This window comes from Bacteroides sp. BFG-637 (assembly GCF_024793605.1).
Taxonomy (GTDB): Bacteria; Bacteroidota; Bacteroidia; order Bacteroidales; family Bacteroidaceae; genus Bacteroides; species Bacteroides vicugnae.
Map to the genome: position 1 here is coordinate 5,801,630 of NZ_JANUPD010000002.1, position 25,779 is coordinate 5,827,408.

Annotated in this window: 14 protein-coding genes and 2 pseudogenes; 8 read left to right on the forward strand and 8 right to left on the reverse strand. The window is 43.2% G+C overall.

The genetic code is table 11. The features are described 5' to 3' along the window. Nucleotides 1–156 precede the first annotated feature (156 nt). The 6 genes and pseudogenes from NXX38_RS22935 (at nucleotide 157) to NXX38_RS22960 (ending at nucleotide 10,291) form a co-directional block, all read left to right on the forward strand. Nucleotides 157–4,191 carry a two-component regulator propeller domain-containing protein gene (locus tag NXX38_RS22935; RefSeq protein ID WP_217721108.1) on the forward strand — a complete coding sequence of 1,345 codons (4,035 nt, stop codon included), beginning with the start codon at nucleotides 157–159 and terminating at the stop codon, nucleotides 4,189–4,191. Nucleotides 4,192–4,298: 107 nt separating this feature from the next. Next, a pseudogene (locus NXX38_RS22940) lies at nucleotides 4,299–5,427 on the forward strand (glycoside hydrolase family protein). Nucleotides 5,428–5,712: 285 nt separating this feature from the next. Next, on the forward strand, nucleotides 5,713–7,350 hold the full coding sequence (locus tag NXX38_RS22945) for a PL29 family lyase N-terminal domain-containing protein (RefSeq protein WP_258981287.1): 1,638 nt from the start codon (nucleotides 5,713–5,715) through the stop codon (nucleotides 7,348–7,350). A gap of 435 nt (nucleotides 7,351–7,785) precedes the next feature. After that, a complete protein-coding gene (locus tag NXX38_RS27020) occupies nucleotides 7,786–8,229 on the forward strand; it encodes a DUF4955 domain-containing protein (protein ID WP_409012876.1) in 444 nt (147 codons plus the stop codon). A gap of 23 nt (nucleotides 8,230–8,252) precedes the next feature. Further along, nucleotides 8,253–9,635: a DUF4988 domain-containing protein gene (locus NXX38_RS22955; protein ID WP_258981290.1), complete on the forward strand. Its 1,383-nt coding sequence runs from the start codon at nucleotides 8,253–8,255 to the stop codon at nucleotides 9,633–9,635. Nucleotides 9,636–9,697: 62 nt separating this feature from the next. Then, nucleotides 9,698–10,291: a hypothetical protein gene (locus NXX38_RS22960; protein ID WP_258981292.1), complete on the forward strand. Its 594-nt coding sequence runs from the start codon at nucleotides 9,698–9,700 to the stop codon at nucleotides 10,289–10,291. 90 nt (nucleotides 10,292–10,381) lie between these two features. Here NXX38_RS22960 and NXX38_RS22965 read toward each other — a convergent pair whose 3' ends face one another. The 4 genes from NXX38_RS22965 to NXX38_RS22980 form a co-directional block, all read right to left on the reverse strand. Beyond that, complete coding sequence (locus NXX38_RS22965) at nucleotides 10,382–11,236, reverse strand: histidinol-phosphatase (protein WP_148364860.1); 855 nt, start codon at nucleotides 11,234–11,236, stop codon at nucleotides 10,382–10,384. 153 nt (nucleotides 11,237–11,389) lie between these two features. Then, on the reverse strand, nucleotides 11,390–13,258 hold the full coding sequence (locus tag NXX38_RS22970; RefSeq protein WP_148364859.1) for an ABC-F family ATP-binding cassette domain-containing protein: 1,869 nt from the start codon (nucleotides 13,256–13,258) through the stop codon (nucleotides 11,390–11,392). 26 nt (nucleotides 13,259–13,284) lie between these two features. Beyond that, nucleotides 13,285–14,091, reverse strand: a complete 807-nt coding sequence (locus tag NXX38_RS22975; RefSeq protein ID WP_148364858.1) for a DUF3805 domain-containing protein — start codon at nucleotides 14,089–14,091, stop codon at nucleotides 13,285–13,287. A 141-nt stretch (nucleotides 14,092–14,232) separates the two neighbouring features. After that, nucleotides 14,233–15,426 carry a hypothetical protein gene (locus NXX38_RS22980; RefSeq protein WP_148364857.1) on the reverse strand — a complete coding sequence of 398 codons (1,194 nt, stop codon included), beginning with the start codon at nucleotides 15,424–15,426 and terminating at the stop codon, nucleotides 14,233–14,235. A 241-nt stretch (nucleotides 15,427–15,667) separates the two neighbouring features. Between NXX38_RS22980 and NXX38_RS22985 the strand changes: the two genes are divergently transcribed. Both NXX38_RS22985 and NXX38_RS22990 read left to right on the forward strand, forming a co-directional pair. Next, nucleotides 15,668–16,357 (forward strand): response regulator transcription factor, encoded by a 690-nt coding sequence (locus NXX38_RS22985; protein WP_148364856.1) that lies wholly within the window; start codon nucleotides 15,668–15,670, stop codon nucleotides 16,355–16,357. Between the two features lie 27 nt (nucleotides 16,358–16,384). Beyond that, nucleotides 16,385–18,166, forward strand: a complete 1,782-nt coding sequence (locus NXX38_RS22990; protein ID WP_195649448.1) for a cell wall metabolism sensor histidine kinase WalK — start codon at nucleotides 16,385–16,387, stop codon at nucleotides 18,164–18,166. 121 nt (nucleotides 18,167–18,287) lie between these two features. Here NXX38_RS22990 and NXX38_RS22995 read toward each other — a convergent pair whose 3' ends face one another. The 4 genes and pseudogenes from NXX38_RS22995 to NXX38_RS23010 all read right to left on the reverse strand — a co-directional run bounded on the left by NXX38_RS22995 (nucleotide 18,288) and on the right by NXX38_RS23010 (nucleotide 25,775). Then, complete coding sequence (locus tag NXX38_RS22995) at nucleotides 18,288–20,513, reverse strand: glycoside hydrolase family 3 C-terminal domain-containing protein (RefSeq protein WP_371826265.1); 2,226 nt, start codon at nucleotides 20,511–20,513, stop codon at nucleotides 18,288–18,290. 22 nt (nucleotides 20,514–20,535) lie between these two features. Continuing rightward, nucleotides 20,536–21,792, reverse strand: coding sequence for a glycoside hydrolase family 5 protein (locus NXX38_RS23000; protein ID WP_258981300.1), 1,257 nt, complete (start codon nucleotides 21,790–21,792; stop codon nucleotides 20,536–20,538). Nucleotides 21,793–21,807: 15 nt separating this feature from the next. Beyond that, nucleotides 21,808–24,056, reverse strand: a pseudogene (locus tag NXX38_RS23005) (glycoside hydrolase family 3 N-terminal domain-containing protein). Between the two features lie 93 nt (nucleotides 24,057–24,149). Further along, nucleotides 24,150–25,775, reverse strand: coding sequence for a RagB/SusD family nutrient uptake outer membrane protein (locus NXX38_RS23010; RefSeq protein ID WP_258981302.1), 1,626 nt, complete (start codon nucleotides 25,773–25,775; stop codon nucleotides 24,150–24,152). Nucleotides 25,776–25,779: the final 4 nt, after the last annotated feature.

The window sequence follows — 25,779 nt, forward strand, 5'->3', positions numbered from 1 at the left end:
CCGTTAGCTATGCATACAAGAATCATACTCTGTACGTACATCATCCCTGCAAACTGCAAATGTACTTATATTACACATTTTATGTACTCATACAACAGTTGCATATCTGCAAAAAGAACGTATATTTGCATAGCAAATTCTAGAATTCTAATACCTATGACTATCAAGAAACATCTATGTCTCATTTGTTTCCTGCTTATCCATATTATCAAAGGACAAGCACAGGATATCTCTTTCAGACATCTCACAAATAGTGACGGACTCTCTCATAATGCAGTCATGACGATGTATCAGGACGAACGAGGATTCATTTGGATAGGTACACGAAACGGGGCTAATTTATATAACGGGCATGAATTCAAAATATACAAATCCCAGAAAAACAATCCAAACAGTCTGATCTACAACAACATCAGACAGATAACAGGTAATGGCAACGGGGAGATTTATTTCATGACTCCCAAAGGGGTATCTGCTTTCAATATCAGGCTTAATAAATTCACCACACTGATACAAAAAGAAATACGGGCCATGTTTTTCCATAAACAATTATATATTGCTTACAACAACTGTGTCTATAAATACGATGGGAAACAATTTAATACATATTATGAATTACCAGAAAAGCGGACTCAAATTACTTCCCTTCATATAAGTGAAGAACGTGTACTCATTGGTACCGAAACCCAAGGGCTGTTCAGTTTAGAAAAAGGCAACCTGTCACACCTCATTCCCAAAGGGAATATCTCTACAATCTTTCAGGATTCATCCGGACAATACTGGATAGGAAGCTGGGAACATGGACTTTTCACAATGAACGGAACTACAATCAAAAACTTCCGTCATCAGGAAAATGACCTCTCAACTATCAGTTCTAATTTTATCCGTTGCTGTATCGAAGATAAACAGGGGAATATATGGATAGGCACTTTCGACGGATTAAACATGTTTCATCCGGCTACTCAAACATTCACTTATTATTTGAAACACGAAAAAGGGCTTAGCCATTCCTCCATCTGGAGCCTTTTGTGTGACCATCAGGGTAGTATCTGGGCAGGGACCTATTTTGGCGGAGTCAATTATTTCAATCCGGAAAGTCAGATTTACCATCAATATCGGACATCGGACGTAGCAAATGAAGGATTGAGTTCTCCTATCGTAGGATGTATCATAGAGGACGGCCAGAATAACTTATGGATAGGAACTGAAGGCGGAGGACTGAACAAGTACAATTTGACAAGCCATCAATTCGAATGGTATAAACACGACAATAATGCCAACAGCCTTTCGCACAATAATATAAAATCACTCTATTATGACGCTCATCGCGAAGTGTTATGGATAGGTACGCACATGGGAGGACTGAACAAAATGGATTTAAAGACCAAACGGTTCACCCGATACAAATCTAAAGAGGGTGACAAAAATTCACTTCCTTCTAATATTATCAGGGATATTGTTCCTTATAAAGACCAGCTGCTCATTGCAACCAATATAGGGGTTTGCCTATTCCATCCCGAATCGGAAAAAGTGGAACGCCTGTTTCAAGAAGAACCAGACAAGATAACATATGCCGGAGGTCTCTTCATTGATCACCGCAAGACACTATGGATATACGGAGGAGGTGACGGGATATTTACCTACCAGCCAGATAGTCATAAAATGACAAACTATAAGCATAACCATGCTTTGGAACATAGTATCAGCAGTAATAGTATCAACCGAATCTATGAAGACAGCCGCCACCGTATATGGATATGCAGTAATGATAATGGCATTGATCTCTACCGGTATGAAACGGATGATTTCATTAACTTTGATGAAGAAAATAATGAGTTAGCAAGCAACTGTGTGTATGACGTATGTGAGTTGTCTCCGGATAAATTACTGTTCACCACAGATTTAGGTTTTTCAATTCTGGACTACCCTACCCAAAAATTCACGAATTACAATCAAGAGAATGGTGTACCCCTATCCGCCCCTAACGAACGTTCTTTATACAGAACCCGCCAAGGAGAAATCTTCATAGGAGGCATTGACGGAATGATCTCTTTTGAGGAAAAAGACATTGATTATGCTCCCGGAGATTACACGATATCTCCATTCCGTCTTTTAGTAAACGGACAGGAAATTAATGCGGGAGACCAAAGCCATATACTGAAAGAAGATTTAGGTTCCACCCGAAAGCTCATACTCAAAGCCAACCAGTCCATGTTTAGTATCGAATATGCCATATCCAATTATATTCCGGCCAATAAAGACCAACTGGAATATTTTCTGGATGGATTCTCAAATACATGGACCAGTACACGCGGACAACATACAATTACATATACAAACCTGAATCCCGGTGAATACACACTATACGTACGCCTTAAAAACAACCATGCGCATATACCGGCACATCAATTGAAGATCGTTATTCTTCCGCCGTTCTATAAGACTGTTTGGGCCTATTTATCATATATTCTGATTATTGGCGCAATTCTTTATTTCCTTATACGCACTTACAATAACCGGATCAAATTGCAGGAATCATTAAAGTATGAACAAAAACGTACTGAAGACATCGAACAGCTCAATCAGGCCAAGCTGCGGTTCTTCACTAATATCTCGCATGAATTCCGTACACCGCTCACGCTAATTATCGGGCAAATGGAAATGTTACTGCAAGTCCGTTCGTTTGCACCGACCATCTATACTAAAATTCTCGGAGTATATAAAAGCAGCCTGCAACTGCGTGAGCTGATAACAGAGCTTCTTGACTTCCGAAAACAGGAGCAAGGATATATGACTATCAAAGTAAGCGAACATAACATTGTCGATTTTATTTATGAGAATTATCTACTCTTCCAGGAATATGCCGTACAAAGAAAAATAACGTTCAGATTCCAGAAAACAAACGATATAATAAACGTATGGTACGATGCTAAACAGTTGCAGAAGGTCATGAATAATCTTCTGTCCAATGCCTTTAAATATACGAAAGAGGAAGGAGAGATTTCCGTATCGGTACGGAAGGGCAACCGGGAAGTCATCATTGAAGTTACCGATAATGGAGCAGGTATTTCTCCACAGGATATTGACAAGATATTCAACCGCTTCTATCAAACGGAACAAATGGATTCTCCCATCCATGCCGGAACAGGTATTGGTCTGGCTCTTACCAAAGGTATTATAGAATTGCATCACGGCAGTATCGAAGTATACAGCGAACAAGGAGAAGGAACTACCTTCTGCGTGCATCTCAAAAGTGGTAACGAGCATTTCAGTCCTGAACAAATCAGCAAACATCAGGAAGAACCGCAACAAGCAGTTGAAGAAGGACCTCACTCTCCGGAAACCGTACAACAACTTTTATCGGATCAGGAAGTCATGAATAAAGAGTCTATCGTACAAAGCAGAGAGGTTAAAATTCTGATTGTAGAAGACAATGAATCGCTGCGGGAAATGCTTGTTAAAATATTCGAGGTATTCTATACGGTCGATACAGCGGCTAATGGACAGGAAGGCTGGGAAAAGGTGCAGGCAGGACAGCCCAATATCATACTTAGTGACATTGTTATGCCTGAAATGTCCGGTACGGAGCTTTGTAAACTAGTAAAGAATAACATAGACACATGTCACATTCCAGTAGTATTGCTCACGGCACGTACAGCCATCGAGCACAATCTGGAAGGGTTACGTTTGGGAGCAGATGATTATATTACTAAACCATTCAACATTAATATCCTGCTTTCACGATGCAACAATCTCGTGAATAACCGCCTTATGCTGCAAGAAAAATTCAGCAAACACCCGCAAACGGTTCCACAAATATTGGCAACCAACCCATTAGATAAGGAATTGGTTGATCAGGCCATGCAAGTCATTGAGAAACATATAGATGATGTTGAGTTTAATGTAGATATCCTAGCCCGTGAGACAGGTATAGCGCGTACCAAATTGTTTACCAAGCTAAAAGCTATTACAGGACAGACCCCATACGATTTTATCCTGACCGTACGGCTAAAGCGTGCGGCCATCATGCTCAAGGAAAACCCTGAATTCAACATCTCCGAAATCTCCGACCGTTTAGGATTCTCTTCTCCCAGACAATTCAGCAAATGTTTTAAGGAAAAATATCACATGATACCTCAAGCATACCGGAAAGGGGATAATAAAGAAGAACAGGAAAGCGAAAACGGATAGGCCTGTACGCAGACAACACTATTCATGTACAGATGACACACTTGATTCTCATTAAAACAGACTTTATTTGCAATAATAAAGATAGTCTATAATTTAAGTAAAAAAACATGAGAAAGCAACATTTATATGTCTTATTATGCTTCACTATATTGGGAAGCACTGTATTTGCGCAGAAAATAGAAAACCTGACAAAGTTGAAACGGCAATCGGAGAATGAGCTATTCCATCATCTGGGACAGGCTCCACGCACACCGGCGTTTGAATCCGAAGGATATTGGGTATGGGGAAGTTCTGTTATAAAAGGAAATGACGGAAAATACCATATGTTTGTTTCCCGTTTTCCGAAATCTCTTCCTTTTCATCCCGGCTGGATGGTAGCTTCAGAAATAGTTCACGCAATATCCGATACCCCCGAAGGACCTTACAAATTCAGTGACATCGCACTACCCGCCCGTGGAGCACAGTATTGGGACGGACGCTCGACACATAATCCGCGTATTCTGGAATACCAGAATAAATATTACCTGATATATATGGGATCTACACATCCTTTCGCCAATCCTACCTATGACCAATTGACACTGGACAGCCCATGGTGTACTGTCGGACGCTCCAATAAACGCATCGGACTGGCTATTGCCGACAGCCCATATGGTCCTTGGAAACGTTTCGACGAACCTATATTAAAAACAAAACCCAATACTTTCCTATAGTTTTCTTGTATCCAACCCTTCTCCTATCATACAGGAAGACGGTTCGGTAATGATGATCTTCAAAGGAAGAACGTATGTCGGAGACGATAAGTTCTCGGACATGGCGCTTGGCATGGCATATGCTCCGTCCATCGAAGGACCTTACACAGTACTCAACAATGGCCAGCCCATCTTTCAAGTGGACGGACAAGGAGAAGCGGAAGACCCGTTCCTTTGGAAAGACAGCAGAGGATACCATGCAATCTTTAAAGACCATGTTGCTAAATTTACCGGAGAAAAAGGCGGAGGTGTAATGGCTCACTCCCCAAATGGTATTCAGTGGACGATAGACAAAGATCCCAAAGCCTACTCACGTACTGTAGAATGGGAAGATGGAAAAGTGGAAATGCAAGGACAACTGGAACGCCCGTTCCTGTTATTCGAAAATGGGAAAGCGACTCATGCTTTCTTTGCAACAATGAATGGTGCCGGCGGATTTGACAATGCAACCCAATCATGGAACATGGTTATCCCGATAAAATAAAGACTCCCCCTTTCGATACAGTCAACAGATCTGAAAAGAGATGTAACTTAGCACTTGAAGCCATGCAGTAAATTTGCGATGTAGATAAAAACTCTATGTCGCTTTTTTTATCCGGTTTCCATTCCGTTCATAACGAGTTCCCAATGTTCCGTTTTTATGCGGTCAACGTACATTGATCTTATTTTGTACTCTAACGTATGTTCTTAAGTACGCTGCACGCACCTGTTTTTTACCCAGATCAAATACATTTGCCCCCAGCAAAATTACCCACAAAAATAAAAACGTATGAAAAACAACAAAAGCATTAAGTACCTTTGGGGAGGTTTCTTCTGCTTGTTCTTCCTGTTCTCGTGTCAAGACACTGACGAATTGAGCAAAGAAATCAACCTGCTAAAAGACCGTGCAGTCGCTTTGGAGACTGCGACAAAGAGTCTTAACACTTCTCTCGAAAGCCTACAGGCTTTACTGAAAGCTGATATAATCGTAGGAGTCACTTATGTAGGCGACAAGTACCGGATTGAACTAAATGATGGTTCTACTATTGAAGTGGTACAAGCTTCTAAAGTAAATCTATCCATTCCCCTACTCTCTATCAGTAAAGAAGGATTCTGGGTTTTCAGTACAGACAACGGAGTTACATTCAATTCTTTGACTGACGAAAAGGGAAACAAAATTCCGGCTACGGCAGAAAGCGCAGACAAAACCGCTGTTACTCCACTATTAAGAGTCAACTTAGATGGATTCTGGGAAATCAGCACGAATGGGGGCGCCACATATAGCCTCTTGGGTGGTAAGGAATGTACAGCCATAGGAAAAAACGGTGTAAGTGAAGACGGAGTATTCAAAGAAGTTGTTTACGACTCTGAAAAGAAAATACTAACCGTCACCCTGACAGACGGTCAAGTATATAAAATACCTTGTACGGAAAGTTTCTATCTAAGAATACCGGGGACAAGTAAACAACAAGTATTCCCATTGGGTGAAAAACGCGTATATGAAGTGGAACAAAACGAAGTGTCCGCCGTCACTATCCTTGCACCGGATGACTGGCAGGCAGATCTCGAAGAACAGCAACTTACAATTATTGCTCCGTCAAACACATCAGTCGAGAAAGAAGAGAATATTAAAATTATATATACTTCCATACAAGGTTATCTTCGTATGACGACTATTTCCGTAAAATTGCTGACCACCGGTTTTGATGCGAACGCCACCTTGGCATGGAATCGTTTTGCCACCAACTCTCCGGAAAATATTCTGCTCGATTTTTCATATGCAGGTTACAAACACGGTACAGAAGCTCCTCCCGCCGTTCATTTAAAAAGTAATGACTACACCGTTTATAACGTAAAGGACTATGGTGCCAAAGGCGACGGCAAAACGTCAGACCGGGAAGCGTTGTTAAGTATCACCCAATTATTCAAGTATCAGGCCAATGCAAAAGCCATCATTTACTTCCCGGAAGGAGATTATGTGCTGCACACCGCTGCCGATGATGAAAACGGAGTTTCAAAGCCAATTGAGATAAATTTCGGAGGATTTGTACTCAAAGGAGCCGGACGTGATAAAACCATTATCAGAATGGCTGACCGCAATGTAAACGTAGCTAATTCCACTCCTCCTGCCATGATTAATATCAAACATACGGTAGATCTTCAGAATCCGGTCAGACTGACCGGTGATGTTGCTCCCAAAGGAACATTTGTCATCAATGTGGCAGATGCCAGTTCTTTTAGTGCAGGACAATGGGTATGCTTAAGATTGATTGATACCAGCCCATCTCTTATCAACAAGGAACTGACGTCTATTACAGCCGACGGGAATGTGTGGAACAAAACAGCCAACTCACAATGGACTAACCTTACTAATTCCGGTGTACAGGTATATGACTATCATCAGATAGTCAATAAAAAAAGGAAATGAAATTACATTTGCAGAACCATTGATGCATGAGGTAGACCCTCAATGGAAATGGGAGCTATGCAAATTCAATTATTACGAGAATATAGGCATAGAAGACCTTACGTTTGCAGGAAACACACAACCCGGATTTCTTCACCATGGTAATAATGGAGGAGATGACAATGACTATAAGCCGATTGGCATGATGCGTCTGGTAAACTCCTGGATACGCCGTGTCGACTTCACTAATATAAGTGAAGCACTTAGCATATCATCATCTGCTAATATTTCAGCATATGACATTGAGATAAACGGCCATCGTGGTCACTCCGCCATTCGCTCGGGAGGATCATCCAGAATATTCATCGGAAAAGTTCACGACCATAGCAACGGATACATCGCCATTGATGAGAACACAACCGGTACTTATCTTGATAATGCCGGACAGTTTCATGGTTGCGGGGTATCCAAGCAAAGTATGGGTACCGTTATCTGGAATGTCACTTGGGGGAAGACGCATGCTTCGAAGCGCATGCCACACAACCACGGGCTACTTTATTCGATTGCTGCAATGGAGCATTTATCAAATTACATCAGGGCGGTGCCAAAAGTGAGCTACCCAATCATCTGGACGATCTTACCTTATGGAATTTCAACGCAACTAATACAAACAGTGTGTCTCAAGGTTCTTTCACATGGTGGGACGGAAACTGGACTTGTTTCCTACCTCCTACAATCGTAGGATTCCACGGTCCCGCTGCCAGTCAGTTAACTTTCTCAGATAACGAAGTCAAATTAAACGAATCTTACAACACTGCCGTAGAACCTTATTCACTCTATGAGGCACAGCTTCGTAAACGTTTGGGATATGTACCCGCTTGGATTAACTCATTAAAATAAAAACAACTTTAAATAGAATTATTATGAAGAAATTATGGAATCTTCTAATCATGCTGACCGTAGTGTTCGCAGGATGCAACAAGACTGATGATCTTTGGGATGAAGTACACGATTTACAAAAACGTCTGACCAAATTGGAAATTCAGGCCAATAATCTGAACGGAAATATTACGGCTCTCCAAGAGCTTTATAGAAATGGGGCTACCATTACCACGGTGAATGAAGAAAACGGTGCCTATACCATCACTCTTAGCAATGGTAAAATATTGAGAGTTGTTCAGAAGATGGAGGAAACAATCTATCCCATGGTGGGAATTGACAGCGAAGGTTATTGGACCGTACGTTATGGAAATGAAACACCTGAACGCATACTCGTTGGCAACAGTCCGGTAAAAGCAACAGGCGAAGACGGACTTACTCCGGAATTCCGTATCAACGAAGATACGGGGTATTGGGAAATACGTTATAAAACCAGCGAACAATTTAAGCCGGTTGAAGACTCCAACGGTCATCCGGTAAAAGCAGAGGGAACAACAGACACGGGTTTCTTTAAATCAGTCAATATCAGTGATGACGGGAAATCGTTCCACCTGATCTTGAAAGATGATACGGAAATAACGGTACCCATCGTTGGTTCATTCTCATGTACATTTGAGGAGTCAGTGACAGGAATTCAAAAATTCACTTCTAAAGAAAGTAAGAACTTTAAAATATTGCTGAACGGTGTAGATGACATTGCATTAATGGCGTGTCCTGCCGGCTGGAATGCAACATTATCCGAACCTCTTGACAATGAAGCTATCTTAACCGTAACCGCACCCGAAGCTTTGACAACATTGACACGTGCCACGGCATCTAACAGCACGGATATTTCAATTCTGGCTAATTCCGGTAAATTCAGCACAATCCTGAAGTTGCAGGTGGAAGTTATTGCCGAAGAACCGGTTGAACCGGCTATTGACTATCTAAGTATCTATCAGAAAGGAGAAACTCTCTTCACTATCGGAGACGGAGACAGCGCTATTGAAATTAACAGTACGAATTTCCCTGTATCACAAGAAATAGATTTGAGCGAAACGGACCAGACACTGGAAAAAACAATACTCGCCCCGTCTCAACCAACGATTTATTTCTTATCGGGAGAGCACATTCTTAATATTACCATGGATGGAGATCAAGCCATGAATGGTAAAAAGGTGGTATTCATCAGTAAGTCGGCAACAGAAAAACCGAATCTTAATTTTAGCGGTACCGGTGGCATACGTTTACAACAAAACAGTTCCATCGTATTCAAGAATGTCACTATAGAAAACTTGTCTATGGGCAACTACAGCAAGGCAACGCCCATAATGTCTGGATCGGAGACTGCAACATCAACGCACCGGCCAAATCAATTCTCGCACTGACAGGTACTAACGCACCATTGGGTGGTATCAACAGCCTATACTTTAAAAACAACTATATCGACATGAGTAAATTTCCGGATAAAAGTTCAATATTCAACATTGGTTCATTGATAACCACAGATGTCACTAATGTCTCTATAGAAAACAATATCTGGTACAAGAAAGGAACTCTGCTGCAAGGAAGTATCTATACTTCCAATGCCAAAGGAACTACCAAAAACATTTCTTTCTCCAACAATACGATTATCAATTATGCCGGTAACAGCAGTAATTCCCTTGCTGCCGCCTATTTGGTTATGACTAATGTAGAAAATGTAAGTATAAAAAACAACATTGGTTATTCTGACGATAATGTGACGGATGGATTCAGCAATAGTGGTTCAAGCTTCTATATCATCGCAAACATCGACCCCATGCCATCCATATCAATAGCTGACAACATTGTTTACGGACTGAATCCCGACCTGACCAATAAATGGAAATGGAATACCTATGGATGGAAAACGAATGCCTCAACCAAAGTAAACCAAGAAGGGGAAACAAATGGTATTATCACCCGTTATTCAAAGAACCCGTTTGCAATTCCCGGAGGATTTGATAGTGGAAACTTCACACCAATCCCTGAACTTGCCGGAAAAGGAGCTAACCTGAAATAACATATATATACAGAGAATTTCAAGTATCTCACAGATTCCAGAACGTGTTTTCCCAGTAAGCTAATGACGCTCAACGGAAAGCACGTTTTCTCATACAAATGAAACAGAACCGATTCTCATATCTTCCCACCTTCCATGATGCCACTCCACGACTGTCTCAAAGCCTGCTTTCTTCAAGGCTGCCAATGCTTCGGCACGCCCATTATTGATCCGCTCCGGATAATGTGCATCACTGTTCACCTGTACCCGGACACCCAGCTCTTTCAAGAAAGAAAAATACCGTTCATTGGGATAGAATGTTCCTAATTCATAATAAGATTTGGTATTGACTTCAACAATGTATCCACGTTCGGCAATTGCCGTGAAATAGCTGCGAACGAATGTATCATACCACGGTTCATCTAGCAATCCCGGACGGTAGCAAGAAGCATTATAATGCATCTTGTCCGCATGACCGACAATATCAAATCCTCCCAGTTCTACCATGCGAAGCAGATTCTTATAATAAAGGTGGACTACATAATCCAAATCACCGCCAAAATGCTTGTCCACTAATTGACGGAAAGTATCTGCCGGAGTATCAATATCCACGATTTTCCCTTCCGGAGAATAGAGCATATGCACAGAACCTATCCGATAATCAAGCGGCAATTCTTGAAATCGGAAGAAAGCGGGATTGCTATCTTCGTTCAGGTAATCAATCTCAAGACCGACAGCAAGTTCTATTTTATCTGCAAACTTTTCTTTGAGACGGGCAAATTCGGAAAGGTAATCTTCCATTCTGTCCCATTCCATAGTCCATGCGGTAGAAAACGGCAACGGGGCATGAGAAGAGATGCCATAGGAAGTAAAGCCTTCACTAATAGCAAAACGGATAAAATCTTCCATATTGGCACGCCCGTCACAATAAAGGCAGTGGCTATGATAATTGGTAAGGTTTGTCATACAAGGTTACGTTATCAGGGTTATTATCATCATCAGGTCATCACAGCAATAGGCTGAACTATACTTGTGCCAACATAGTGGCACAACTGTGCCACCGTATTGGCACTGCAATGCCACCGCATTGGCACAGGTGTGCCAATACAGCGGCACAGTTCAACCTTCTATTTCGCTGAGTTCCAACCAGCGCATCGTCTTTTCATCAATCAAGTCATTGACTTCAGGCAAGCGTTTCGATTTCTCGGTCAGTTCGTCAACGGAGAGTGTACCGCTGCAAAGAAGTTCTTCAATCTGTGCCTTTTCGGTTTCCAGGTCGGCAATTTCCTTTTCCAGTTGTTCGAATTCACGCTTTTCCTTGAAACTCATTTTCCGCTTGTCGTTCAGGCGGACGCGGGCAGTCTTTTCTTCCTGCGGCTTCTCTGCTTCTTTCTCCTTTTGCGCTTTCGCCTCCTTCCAGTCGCGATAATCACTATAATTGCCGGGGAAGTCACGGATGTCACCCTGTCCGTTGAATACCATCAGGTGATCTACTACCTTATCCATAAAGTAACGGTCGTGGGAAACGACAATCACACAACCTTTGAAATTCTGAAGATATTCCTCAAGCACATTCAATGTGATAATATCGAGGTCGTTGGTAGGCTCATCCAGCACGAGGAAGTTAGGGTTACGCATCAGGATAGTGCACAAGTAAAGACGACGGCGCTCTCCCCCACTCAACTTATAGACATAACTATGCTGCGTTTCGGGAGTAAACAAGAAATGCTGCAAGAATTGTGAAGCTGTCAGTTTCTTTCCATTACCCAATTCAATTACTTCGGCAATATCCTGCACTACATCAATGACCTTCATTTGTTCATCAAACTGAAGACCATCCTGCGAGTAATAGCCGAAACGCACCGTTTCGCCAATATCTACCATACCGCTATCGGGCTGTACTTGCCCCATTAATATCTTGATGAAAGTAGATTTTCCGGTTCCGTTGTTTCCTACAATTCCCATCTTCTCATAACGGGCAAAGATATAAGAAAAGTCTTCCAGAATCTTCAGGTCACCGAAGCTCTTGTACAAATGGTCGGCTTCGAATATCTTGCTGCCGATATAGGATGCTTTTACTTCCAGTTTGACGTTATCGTTATTAAAACGTTGCTTCGCCACCTTTTCCAATTCATAGAAAGCATCTTCCCGATAACGGGCTTTATGTCCGCGTGCCTGCGGCATCCGGCGCATCCAGTCGAGTTCCGTACGATAAAGATTATTAGCCCGTTCAATTTCTACACTTTTAGCTTCGATACGTTCCTGACGTTTTTCGAGGTAATAACTGTAATTTCCCTTATATTGATAAACTTGCTGATTGTCTATTTCGATAATCTCCGAACAAACACGGTCGAGGAAATAACGGTCGTGCGTCACCATCAGCAGGCTAAGGTTGGTACGACGCAGATAATCTTCCAGCCATTCAGTCATGTCCAAGTCAAGATGATTGGTAGGCTCATCGAGAATCAATAAATCCGGTTCGGTAATCAAGGCGTTTGCCAAAGCGACGCGCTTCAACTGTCCGCCGGACAGTTGTTTCACTTTCTGGTCGAAGTTACGGATTTTGAGTTGCGAAAGAATTTGTTTGGCTTTCTGTTCATATTCCCAGGCTTTCTCCTGATCCATACGTACCAAAAGGTCTGCCAGTCCCGGATGCCCTTCGGTTTCCATACAACGTTCGTACTCCTTTATCAACTCCACTGTGCTGTTGCCATGATGAAAACAAGCTTCCAGCACTGTCAGTTCTTCGGGATATTGCGGGTCTTGTTCCAGATAATCCACCCGAAGGTCACGACGGAAGACAATATTACCGCTATCATAACCTTCCTTTCCGGCAATGATATTCAGTAAGGTCGTTTTTCCGCTACCGTTCTTTGCGATCAATCCTACACGCTGACCTTCGGCAATGCCCAAAGATATATTTTCAAAAAGAACCAAGTCACCGAAAGACTTGGTCAGGTTATCTATCTGTAAATAAGGTACTGCCACGTAAATAATGATTAGTTGGTTAGTGATTAGTGATTAATAATCACCGATTTATACTCTTCAATGACATTGCAAGGTTCACCTGCCTTTACTTTACTCCATGCAATTTTCATCGGGTCAATGATCCGGTCATTATATTGAACAACAGGAGCTTCCCGGTTACCGTCAATCAACGTCTTCCACTCCATACCTTCCACTTCATTCGTCAGAATCGCACAGACAGTAATACCGATAGCCAGCCATTCCTCTTTTTTCTTCGCACCTATCTTACCGCTGTCAATCACTTGCTGAAGTTTCTCCAAGTCCTCTTCTATTCCCTGAAAATCTTTCTTCAGTTCCTGCTTCACGGTAGATACCACCCATTCGTACCCTTCATTAATCAAATAGATTTCAGAAAGACGGACAGGAATCAGTTCAGCAGGATACTTCTGTCCTTCTTTGCGTATCTCCAAAGTAGCGATCACTTCTTCCGCCTCCTTCACAACTCCGCCTTTAGGTACGGTAAAGGAACATTCGAAAGCTATATCATCAACACCTGTAATCCACAAATGGGAAGTATAATAAGTTCCCTCCTCCTGAAACATTTCTTTGCTATACGCACATTCCCACGCTCCGACTTGCACCAACGAAGCCGAATCGTTCTCTTTCAGTTCCTGCCGGATAGCATCTTTACCATAACCGGCTTTTCCTTTAAATGCGGATATACGAAAATTTCCCGTCCATACATCGGGATTATAGAAAAGAAAAGAGCCTTCGCCATCTTCAAACTCGTTCCAGTCTGACGGATAGCTCATAGAAAACCATGCTCCGGGAGAGATAAATTTCTTGCCTTGCATCCTTTTACTTTAAAATGATTACTTGGCAAAAGTACGAATTAAATACGAATTTCAGGCACGGATTACACGGTTTTCACAGTTTTCGGAAAGATGATAACATAAAGCAACAGCGTAATCCGTGTAATCCGTGCCTGAAAAACATCATTTCCCTATAGGCTGTATTTTCCTACGCACATCTTTTGAAATCTCCAGAAACATATAGTTCAACTTTCCGGAGTGGATTCCTTCCTCATTCTCCTTATACTTTTTATTAGCATATTGCTTTGATTTCTCGAAAGTCAGCAATGACATTTCATTCTGCGATTTGCCTACCATCGTAGAGTCCAGCTGTTCATCCGGAAAGAAATCATCCAGATCGACGTCACCAATCATGGTTGTTTCCAGAAAGTTCTTGTCCGTATGTGAATTATCCGTATAATACCCCACAAACATATGCCCCGGTGTACGTACCAAGATCGGATCGATATTGATGGCACGGAGCAATGAAGCGAACAGTACACTACCGTCCACACAATTAATCTGTGAAGATTCCAGCGCATCATCAAACGTACGGACACGCTGCGAGAAAACAACATTGCTCGAAAGGCTGGTGTTGGAAACAGAACTGTAACGGAATTTGCGTTTCTGCAATATGTTCCAAAGGGCGTACACTTGCTTGTCCACCGCTCCTTTAGCTTTGCTCTGATAGCCAAGGAAACGATTCACAATACGGGTATTCAATGCCTCGCGAAGCAACTGGTCGATCATCGGATTCTCTTCATTGACATAGGCAGCAAAGAAAATACTTGTATCATGGAATTTGGTTCCATTCGATACATACCCCAACAGACATTCATTGATACTACGCACAGAGAATGTGCGCACCCGTTGCCCCAGATCCTTTCCATTCATCTCAACAGTAATAGCCACACTTACCGGTTCTGCCTGCGCCTCATTTTTCAAGGCTTCATAGTTCCAGATGATATCAGGATAAATCGTATATTCCGTTCTGGGCTTGTTTAGTACAAATTCCGACACCGAACGGGAGAAAAAAGGTGTTTCAGCCACTTCAATCCGTACCCGGCTATAGGCTGTCTTCGACTTCACCCGAATAGCAATACACGATTTCGGATTCCCCAAATACGTTGAATCTGACGGAACAATCACCTGCGCATCAGTGGTGGCAACAGACAGAATCGCCGAAGGGAATATATTCCCTCCCAAGTCGTCTACAATCTCAAAACCGGAATTGAATGAGGTATATTTAAACACAGACATACCGCCAAGGAGAATTAACAGCACCACAACAGAGCCTATTATTTCCCGCCGATGTCTTTTCAGGTCAATTTTTATCATTATTTGTAGTTTCTATGGTCAAACATTTCTATTGTATCTCGCTAACAAAGATAACAAATAGCGTTCGTTTTTTCCTCTTACAATCAGCAAAAACTTTTATATTTTATATCAGCCCTCTCGATTCCCGGAATGTAACATGATTGTAACGTCTGTTTCATCTGCCCGTAACAAAGTCTCCCCATCTTTGCAAAGGATAAAATAAAAACGTAACTTTGTCATATCACATTAATACATATATCTTATGAACGATTACCGTATTCTAGTTGTCGACGATGAAGAAGACCTCTGTGAGATACTGAAATTCAATCTTGAAAACGAAGGCTATGAGGTTGACACTGCAAACTCTGCCGAAGAAGCAATGAAGATGGACATCAGCAGCTATCATTTAATTCTCCTCGATGTGATGATGGGAGAAATCTCCGGATTCAAAATGGCGAATATCTTGAAGAAAGACAAGAAAACAGCGAAAGTGCCTATCATCTTTATCACGGCAAAAGATACTGAAAACGATACCGTGACCGGATTCAATCTGGGAGCGGACGATTATATTTCGAAACCTTTCTCTCTGCGTGAGGTCATTGCCCGTGTGAAGGCTGTACTAAGACGCACGGCAACAACGGAAACGGAAAGAGCTCCCGAACGTCTTACTTATCAATCGCTCGTCATTGACATCACCAAGAAGAAAGTAAGTATCGACGATGAAGAAGTGCCATTGACCAAAAAAGAATTTGAGATATTGCTTCTGCTGGTACAGAATAAGGGACGTGTATTTTCGCGTGAAGACATCCTGGCCCGCATCTGGAGTGACGAAGTGTACGTGCTCGACCGTACCATCGACGTAAACATCACCCGTCTGCGTAAAAAGATTGGTGTATACGGCAAATGCATTGTCACCCGTCTCGGATACGGATACTGTTTTGAAGCTGAATAAATAATTATGCCGAATTAAATAGTTATTATGAACCTGCCTGTAACTCAAAAGCATTTTCTTTCTTTCAGCCGGAAGCTTTTCCTTTCGGTTATCTCACTGTTTCTGGTATTTGCCATTTGTTTCATTGCTTACCAGTATCAACGAGAACGGGAATACAAAATAGAACTGCTGAATACAAAATTGCAAGATTACAACAGCAGACTCTACGAACAGTTGGACGAACAAGCCATTGACAGTGAAATAATCAATGGATATGTCAACAACCATATTCTGGAGGATTTACGCGTAACCCTTATCGATATGGAAGGAAATGTGGTTTACGACAGTTATCCGAGCCATAACAGCCAGATAGAGAACCATCAGAACCGTCCGGAAGTACAAAAGGCAATAAAGCATGGCAACGGGTATGACGTACGCCGTACTTCCGAAACAACCGGACTTCCCTATTTCTATTCAGCCACCCGCTATAAAGATTATATCGTGCGCTCGGCTTTGCCTTATAATGTCAGCCTCATCAACAACCTGCAAGCAGACCCGCACTATTTATGGTTTACCGTAATCGTAACCTTATTATTAATGGTTATCTTCTACAAATTCACCAATAAACTGGGGACTTCCATCAACCAGCTCCGTGAATTTGCCATGCGCGCCGACCGGAACGAGCCTATCGAAATGGCTATGCAATCGGCTTTCCCGCACAATGAACTGGGAGAAATCTCCCAACATATCATTCAAATCTACAAACGACTGCACGAAACCAAAGAGGCTCTCTACATTGAGCGCGAAAAACTGATTACCCATCTTCAGATTTCACACGAAGGACTGGGTATATTCACAAAAGACAAGAAAGAAATTCTAGTCAACAACCTCTTTACCCAATACAGTAACCTGATCTCGGATTCAAACCTGGAAACAACAGAAGAAGTCTTTGCCATCAATGAACTGAAAGAAATTATTCATTTTATCAACAAGAACCAGCAAGAACGTTCAAGAGGAAAAGGTGAGAAACGAATGTCAGTCACCATCAACAAGAACGGACGGACATTTATCGTAGAATGTATCATCTTCCAGGATGCCAGCTTTGAAATCTCCATCAATGACGTCACCCAGGAAGAAGAGCAAGTAAGACTCAAACGCCAACTGACCCAAAATATCGCCCACGAGTTGAAAACTCCCGTCAGCAGTATTCAGGGGTATTTGGAAACCATTGTCAGCAATGAAAATATTCCACGTGAGAAGATCAACGTATTCCTCGAACGTTGTTATGCACAAAGCAACCGGTTAAGCCGACTATTACGCGACATCTCCGTACTCACCCGCATGGATGAAGCCGCCAACATGATCGATATGGAACGGGTGGACATCAGTGTACTGGTAGGAAACATTATCAATGAAGTGTCACTGGAACTGGACGAAAAGCATATAACAGTAATCAACTCCCTGAAAAAGAGCATACAAATCAAAGGTAATTACTCACTGCTCTATTCCATCTTCCGCAACCTGATGGACAATGCCATTGCATACGCCGGAACCAATATTCAAATAAATATCAACTGTTTCCGCGAAGATGAGAAATTCTACTATTTCAGCTTTGCCGACACAGGTATAGGAGTATCTCCCGAACATCTGAACCGCCTCTTCGAACGTTTCTACCGGGTAGACAAAGGCCGCTCACGCAAACTGGGCGGAACAGGGTTGGGACTGGCTATCGTGAAGAACGCCGTCATCATCCACGGCGGCAACATCTCCGCCAAAAACAATCAGGGTGGCGGATTGGAATTTGTATTTACGTTGGCTAAGGAAAAATAAGGTTCTTAGTCAAATTCCGTGTTACTTAATTTAGGCTAAAGACCCTTACACATTGGTCTTTCAATGAGATTTGCCAACACGAAACTTGACGAAGAACCATAAAGAAACAAGAATTACAACTCTATTTTAGCTCAAAAGGAACTCTGGACTTGACATCTGTAGCAGAAGATGCTATGACTGCCTCGAACTTACCCGCCTCTGACACCCACTGATGACGGGTGTCATCAAAGAATTTCAAAGCATCTTCATTGACAGTAAAAGTAATCTCCTTTGTCTCACCCGGAGCCAGCCTCACTTTACTGAATCCTTTCAGCTCCTTTACAGGACGAGGCAAAGATGATTTCAAGTCACTGATATACAATTGTACTACTTCGCTCCCCTCACGACTACCTGTATTTGTTACCGGTACAGTAATAGTAAGCGTTTCATCCGCTCCCATTACCTTCTTATCAGCTACAGCCTTTCCATATTTAAAAGTAGTATAACTCAAACCATGTCCGAAAGGAAACAAAGGTTTTGTTTTCTGTTTATCCGCCCAACGATAGCCTACGAAAATTCCTTCATTATATTTCTCATCCACAATATTACTGCCATCCGCTCTAAGAACACCCGGATAATCGCCTAATTTATGAGCACCTACATCCTCCAGAGCAGCAGGGAAAGTAAACGGCAATTTCCCCGACGGGTTCACATCACCTGCCAAAATTGCCGCTATCGCACTGCCGGCTTCCGAACCTAAATACCATGCCTGAAGCACAGCCGGAACATCCTTGATCCACGGCATAGATACTGCATTACCCGAGATATTGACGACAACCAGATTTTTGTTAGCCTGTGCCAAAGCTTTTATCACCTCGTCTTGTCCATAAGGCAGACCAAGTTCCTTGCGGTCTGCATCTTCGCAATCCTGATGCGCACTCTTGTTCAACCCACCGACAAAGATCACATAATCAGCCTCTTTGGCAACTTCCACAGCTTCAGCAATAAGTTCTTCCGGCGAACGGTCGTCTTTCAAGTCCTGACCAGACTTCACACCGTTATACTCACCTGTAGGATCACCCACATATCCACGGGCATAAACAACTTCCGCCCTATTTCCGAATCTAGTTCTGATCCCATCCAACGGAGAAAACTCATGTTTCACTTTCAGTGAAGAACTACCACCGCCCACTGTCATCATCTTCACAGCATTCTCACCAATCACAGCAATCTTTTTCACCTTATCCAAATCAATAGGCAATACATTGTTATTGTTCTGCAGCAACACAATACCCTCCTCACCGATATGACGGGCGGCAGCAAAATGAGCTTCCGAGCACAAAGCACCCCAAGGACGCTCCCTATCCATTGTTGTACGATAAGCCAGACGAAGAATGCGCCTCACTTTATCATCTAACTCTTTTGTTCCTACTTTGCCTTCCTTTATCAATGTAAGATACGGATGTGCCAGATAGTAGTTATCATAAGCATTGCTTGCCCCATTGGAAAGTCCGTTTGTCCAACTACCGAACTCCATATCCAAGCCATTATGAATAGCTTCTTCCGTGTCGTGGGTACCTCCCCAGTCGGAAACAACCACTCCGTCAAATCCCCATTCACCTTTCAGGATATCATTCAGCAAATATTGGTTATGACAACCGTGCTGACCTTTATACAAGTTGTAAGATCCCATGATGGCCCAAGCCTTCCCCTGCCGGACAGCAGCCTTGAAAGCAGGCAGATAAATTTCATACAAAGCACGGTCATCCACAATAACATTGGTGGTATGGCGGTTCACTTCCTGATTATTCAGCGCATAGTGTTTTACGCAAGCGGCAACGCCATTCTGTTGTACACCCTGTATATAAGGAACTACCATTTGTCCGGCCAGATAAGGGTCTTCACCCATATATTCGAAATTACGCCCGTTCAGCGGAGTACGGTAAATATTCACTCCGGGACCTAACAACACGGACTTATTACGATAACGCGCCTCTTCACCGATACTCTTTCCATAAAGCATAGACATTTCGGGGTTCCATGTTGCCGCCAGACAAGTCAGTGCAGGAAAAGCCACACAAGAATCATTAGACCATCCGGCCTGTTCCCACTCATCCCAAAGCACTTCGGGACGAATACCATGAGGACCGTCTGTCATCCAGAATTCGGGAATTCCCAAACGTGCCACACCCGGTGAGCAAAACTTGGACTGGGCATGTGTCATCGCCACTTTCTCTTCCAAAGTCATACGGTTGAGCGCATCTTCTATTCTTTCCTCTACAGGTTTTGTATTATCCAAATAAACGGGAATCGTTTGTGCCTGAACCGCACTACCCAACAATAGGGCCAACATGCCCGAAATAATCATACTTTTCATGGTCATCCATTTTTTATTTATTAACCCACAAGCCCAGCGAACGGATATAACCCGTTTGCGGCATACAATTTTCACATTTACTATTCTCTATAAACGCCGACATCGCTTTCTTTGCCACCTCCTGATCAGGGCGTGCATCCCGTATCTCTTTGTAAGTAGCGCGAGGTGCTTCAGAGAAAGCAACTACTTGCTCCCAACCTTCCGGCACCTTGATACCCATAAACGAAGAGCCATCTATCTTTTTATACGGCCAGAAAGTGTACCCGATGTTGTTTTCTTCCATCACCTTACAAAAAGCCTCCTGCCATTCATCAGTATTGTGACCGATTTCACCCATATACATCGGCAGGTTCACACTGTCACGGAAATTGATAAGAGTCCGGATAGCTTCCTTTGTAGGATCACCTCCGTAACGATGGCAAGTGTACATCAGTTTATCGTCATAAGCAGCATCCTTGAACGGCTTGAAGTTACCATTCCACTGTGCTCCTCCGATCAGGACAATATGATTGTTATCCACCTCACGAATAGCTTTCAACGCACGCTTGTGCAGAGGTTCCAGCTTTGCGTTCAGTTCTTCCATATTTTCAAAATAGGGAGCGATAGGCTCGTTGATTAACTCATATCCCAATATTACAGGCTCATTCTTATAATAATCGGCAATCTCCTTCCAAATATCACAGAACAACTGTTGACTTACCTCGCTTTCAAACAGCCAGGGATAACCGTAACTGTCATCAATATTATCACCTGTCTGTCCGCCCGGAGCATCGTGCATATCCAGAATCAGGTAAAGATTATTATCACGACACCAGTTCACGACACTGTCTACACGGGCAAATCCGTCCTGAACCCCTGTCACCCCCATATAGTCCTCATCAGTGAAGAGTTTATAATGGAAAGGAAGACGAATGGTATTTGCCCCCGTAGAAGCGATAAATTCCACATCCTTGCGGGTGATATAGTTGTCTTTAAACTGTTTCCAAAATTCTGCCACAAAGTCCGGACCTACCATCTGACAAAACATCTCATTGATGAAACGTCCGGAATTAGTTTTATTGAAGCCGAACATATATCCTTCGGGATTCAACCAGTTACCCAGATTCGTACCTTTAATAAATAATTTGCTGCCGTCCGGCTGAATCAAGTCCTGTCCGGACACACGCACGAATGCTTCAGGAGCAGGCGCAATTTCCTGTTGCTGCGCCTGTTTTTGCTGACATGAAGCAAATCCCCCCACAAACAATAATACATAAATTATATATTTCATACCTATTTCTAACGATTAATTTATTACTTCAAAATCAGCGGAAAGTCCTTCCTCACTGTTTGTACCCAACCACAACTTAAATTCTCCGGGCTCCACCACCTTCTTCATATCAATGTTCCAGAAAGCCAATTCACTGACGGGCAATGAGAAAGTTACAGTCTTGGTCTCTCCCGGCTGTAAAGTGACACGCTGGAAACCTTTTAACTCCTTCACCGGACGGGCTACAGAAGCCACCTTATCCTGCACATAGAGCTGGACAACTTCTGTTCCGGCATACTTTCCGGTATTCGTCACATTCACTCTCGCCGTCAATGTAGCATTTGCCGCCAACTTATCAGCCGATAATTCCAACACATCATAGGCAAAAGTAGCATACGACAATCCGTAACCAAAGGGGAACAAAGGACCAAAACCTGCATCCATATAAAAGAAGTGCAACCCAACGAGGTCTGCCCGGCTTCCAATGGAATATCATCAATCAATGTTTCCTTGCCGCTGGGAGCACGTCCCGTGTGATGATGCGCATAATAAACAGGGACCTGTCCCACCATCTTCGGAAAAGTAACCGGAGTCTTCCCACTCGGAACAACCTTGCCGAACAGTAAATCTGCAATAGCCGGACCACCCATCGTTCCCGGATGAAAGGAATAAAGCACGGCAGCCGATTCATCCACTTCTTTACCAATAGTGAGCGGACGACCTGCCATAACCACCGTCACCAGCGGTTTACCGGCTTTTGCCAACGCTTCAATCAATTCCGATTGCGCTCCACGCAAGTTCAAATCAGCCAAGGAGTGAGCTTCGCCCGACAGAATAGATTCTTCACCGACAAAAGCCAGTACCACATCCGCCCGCCGGGCTGCTGCCACCGCCTTTGCTATACCCGAAGTCTGTTTGTCGCGGCTATAGGCCAATCCCGGTTCATAAATAATCTGAACCTTGTCTCCATACATTTCCCGCAATGCCTTCAGCGGAGTCTGTGTATGTTCCTTTTCACCATCAAACACCCACGTCCCCATCTGGTCATGAGGGGCATCCGCCATCGGACCGACTACAGCAACCGTACGCACCATCTCTCCCAAAGGAAGAACCTCGTTATCATTCTTCAATAAGATGACCGACTGCTCTACTGCTTCTTTCGCTTTCGCCAAATGACTTTCCGCATATTTTACTGTTTGATCTGATACCACATAAGGATTATCGAACAACCCTAAGCGGAACTTTAAACGTAAGATATTACGAACTGCATTATCAATAGTAGCTACCGAAACCTTTTTTTCTTTTACCAAAGTCTCCAGATTTTCCATAAAGGAACCGCTTACCATCTCCATATCTATACCTGCATTGACCGACTTTTCAGCCGCTTCCTTCGCATCTTTGCAGAAACCGTGCGCAATCATCTCGGTAGCCGACGCCCAATCCGTCACAACTACGCCGTCATAATTCCATTCTCCACGCAGCACCTCTTTTAATATAAAGGAATTACCGGTAGAAGGCACTCCGTCATTATCATTAAAAGAAGTCATGAACGTGGCACACCCTGCCTTGGCAGCCGCCTCGAAAGGAGGGAAATAGACATTGCGCAATTCACGTTCCGGTATGAATGTCGAATTATAATCCTTGCCACCTTCAGCGGCACCATAACCCACAAAATGCTTGGCACATGCCGCTATGGCTGTCGGATCGTCCAAAGAATCCCCCTGAAACCCCTTAACCATCGCCGCTCCCATCACAGCAGACAGATAAGGATCTTCGCCACAACTTTCCGCCATACGTCCCCATCGCGGATCACGGGAAATATCAATCATCGGAGCAAAAGTCCAGCGAATACCATCGGCAGATGCCTCAACAGCGGCTATGCGGGCTCCATCCTCTGCAATTCGGGGATTAAAGGTTGCCGCTTGTCCCAATGGAATAGGAAATATAGTTTTGTATCCATGAATCACATCACGCGACATCAGGACAGGAATCCCCAACCGGGATTCCTTCACAGCTATTTCCTGCACTTTATTCACCAATTCAGGGTCAGTCAGATTCAACAGAGAACCCACTTTCCCTTCTTTTATCACCCCGGCTATCTGATCAATGCTTCCATTCGGACTCAGCTGATTCATCTGCCCTATTTTTTCCTGCAAAGTCATCTTACCCAGCAGTTCCTCGACCTTATTATCTATGTCCCTATCCTTCTCACTACCTGCTTGCGGTGTGCAGGCAAAGAAAGAAAGCATAAGCAAACAGGCAGAAGACAGTTTGAAATGTTTCATCATATGTTATTCTTCTAATTTGATTATGCCTTGCTCATATCGCGTCAAAGGCGTGGCACAAGCAAGGCATTCTAAGGAAATATACTTATTAAATTAGTATGGATTCTGCGTAATCGAGCCTTGTGCAGCTTCTATTTCACTCTGAGGAATAGGAATGTATTTCTTGTTTTCTGTCCAGTCAACACGTTCCGGGATAGCCTGTCCACCCCAAGTATTTTCACCTTCCCACTGATTCTTGTCAAAATTATAGGTACGCTTAGTCCGTAGAACCACACCGGCTCCAGCTTTGAGTACGGTAGCAGCCTTTCCGGAGCGGACAAGGTCGAAATAACGTTTTCCCTCACCCACAAATTCAAGTCGACGTTCATTAATGATATTATCCACGGTAACAGGGATAGAAGCTACACCGGCACGCTCACGGACAAGATCGAAATAATCTTGCGCAAGACCGTCACCCGTAGCCAAAGCCAGTTCAGCCGCATTGAGCAATGTCTCGGCATAACGGTAAAGATGAAGATTTTCATCATGGTTCAAACCGGCATCACCTACACTACCTTCCGTATCACCCGGACGGGGCAGATATTTGCGCAGGAAGTAACCGGTGTTCTGATAACGACCACCATAAGTGACGGTATCCCCTTCAGCGAATTTCGCCCTTGCATATTTATCCAGATTAAGAATGGCAACATCGCGACGACGGTCATTGTCTTCAAAGGCATCATACACTTCTTTAGAAACAGAGCCGAACCCCCAGCCGCTTGTAAATTCAGGAGTATGCCCCTCTGCACATTTGATAGTCAAGCCATCAATACCAATCATTTCAGGATATACAGTACCACCTGTAAAATTGGCATCCCCCCAAGTACGTTTACCTCCTTTAGCTATATAATTTACATCGAATATGATTTCTTCGTTCCATTCCTTATCAAGCGCATAAAGATCATTATAATTTTTAACCAAGTCATACTTGTGCGAATTGATGATTGCTTTCATATATCCCAAAGCCTTTCCGTAACGGGACTGGTCTTTCTGGTACATCACATAATCAGCGTAAATCATGGAAGCAGCAGCTTGCGTCATACGTCCGGCCCATTCGTCGGGTTGTTTCATCGGAAGTACTTCACTGTCCAGCACGCTCTCCAAATCGACAACCACCTTTTCATAAACCTGATCTACAGTTAATTGATCTGCCAGATAAGGAAGGCTGGTCAAATTCTCTTCATAAAAAGGAATATTGCCCCATGTTTTCCAGAGAACGAGATAATACCAGGCACGCATCGCACGGCCTTCGGCTATAAAAAGAGCCTTTTTATCATCGGATAGATCGGAAGCCTTTGCATTATCAATCAACCGGATAGACCGATTGATACCTGAATAACTTGTTGTCCACGCTCCATCGATATTATTACGGGGATCGGACTTGTACTGGGAAATCAGGTGAATCTGTGACTGGTCGGATGTGTTGCCGCCACCGACATACATATCATCAGCCATAGCGTCCCATACCAAGCTCAAGGGTGCCCATCCACCAAAGTAGTCATACCATTGCATCGGATCGTAAGCAGCCACTGCTGACTCCATCATTCGGGATTCTGTAGTATAATATCCGTCAATGGGCAAGCTGCTTGAAGGCTCAACTGACAGGAAGTCGTCGCCGCAAGATGCTGTACCCAGCATCAAAGCCAGAGCGGCGAAGCTATATAATGTAAACTTTTTCATATCT

Coding starts and splice junctions, on each gene's coding strand:
- NXX38_RS22960 (WP_258981292.1), top strand. CDS start 9,698: ATGAGTAAATTTCCGGATAAAAGTTCAATATTCAACATTGGTTCATTG.
- NXX38_RS22975 (WP_148364858.1), bottom strand. CDS start 14,091: ATGCAAGGCAAGAAATTTATCTCTCCCGGAGCATGGTTTTCTATGAGC.
- NXX38_RS22980 (WP_148364857.1), bottom strand. CDS start 15,426: ATGATAAAAATTGACCTGAAAAGACATCGGCGGGAAATAATAGGCTCT.
- NXX38_RS22935 (WP_217721108.1), top strand. CDS start 157: ATGACTATCAAGAAACATCTATGTCTCATTTGTTTCCTGCTTATCCAT.
- NXX38_RS23010 (WP_258981302.1), bottom strand. CDS start 25,775: ATGAAAAAGTTTACATTATATAGCTTCGCCGCTCTGGCTTTGATGCTG.
- NXX38_RS22965 (WP_148364860.1), bottom strand. CDS start 11,236: ATGACAAACCTTACCAATTATCATAGCCACTGCCTTTATTGTGACGGG.
- NXX38_RS22955 (WP_258981290.1), top strand. CDS start 8,253: ATGAAGAAATTATGGAATCTTCTAATCATGCTGACCGTAGTGTTCGCA.
- NXX38_RS22995 (WP_371826265.1), bottom strand. CDS start 20,513: ATGATTATTTCGGGCATGTTGGCCCTATTGTTGGGTAGTGCGGTTCAG.
- NXX38_RS22990 (WP_195649448.1), top strand. CDS start 16,385: ATGAACCTGCCTGTAACTCAAAAGCATTTTCTTTCTTTCAGCCGGAAG.
- NXX38_RS22945 (WP_258981287.1), top strand. CDS start 5,713: ATGAAAAACAACAAAAGCATTAAGTACCTTTGGGGAGGTTTCTTCTGC.
- NXX38_RS22985 (WP_148364856.1), top strand. CDS start 15,668: ATGAACGATTACCGTATTCTAGTTGTCGACGATGAAGAAGACCTCTGT.
- NXX38_RS23000 (WP_258981300.1), bottom strand. CDS start 21,792: ATGAAATATATAATTTATGTATTATTGTTTGTGGGGGGATTTGCTTCA.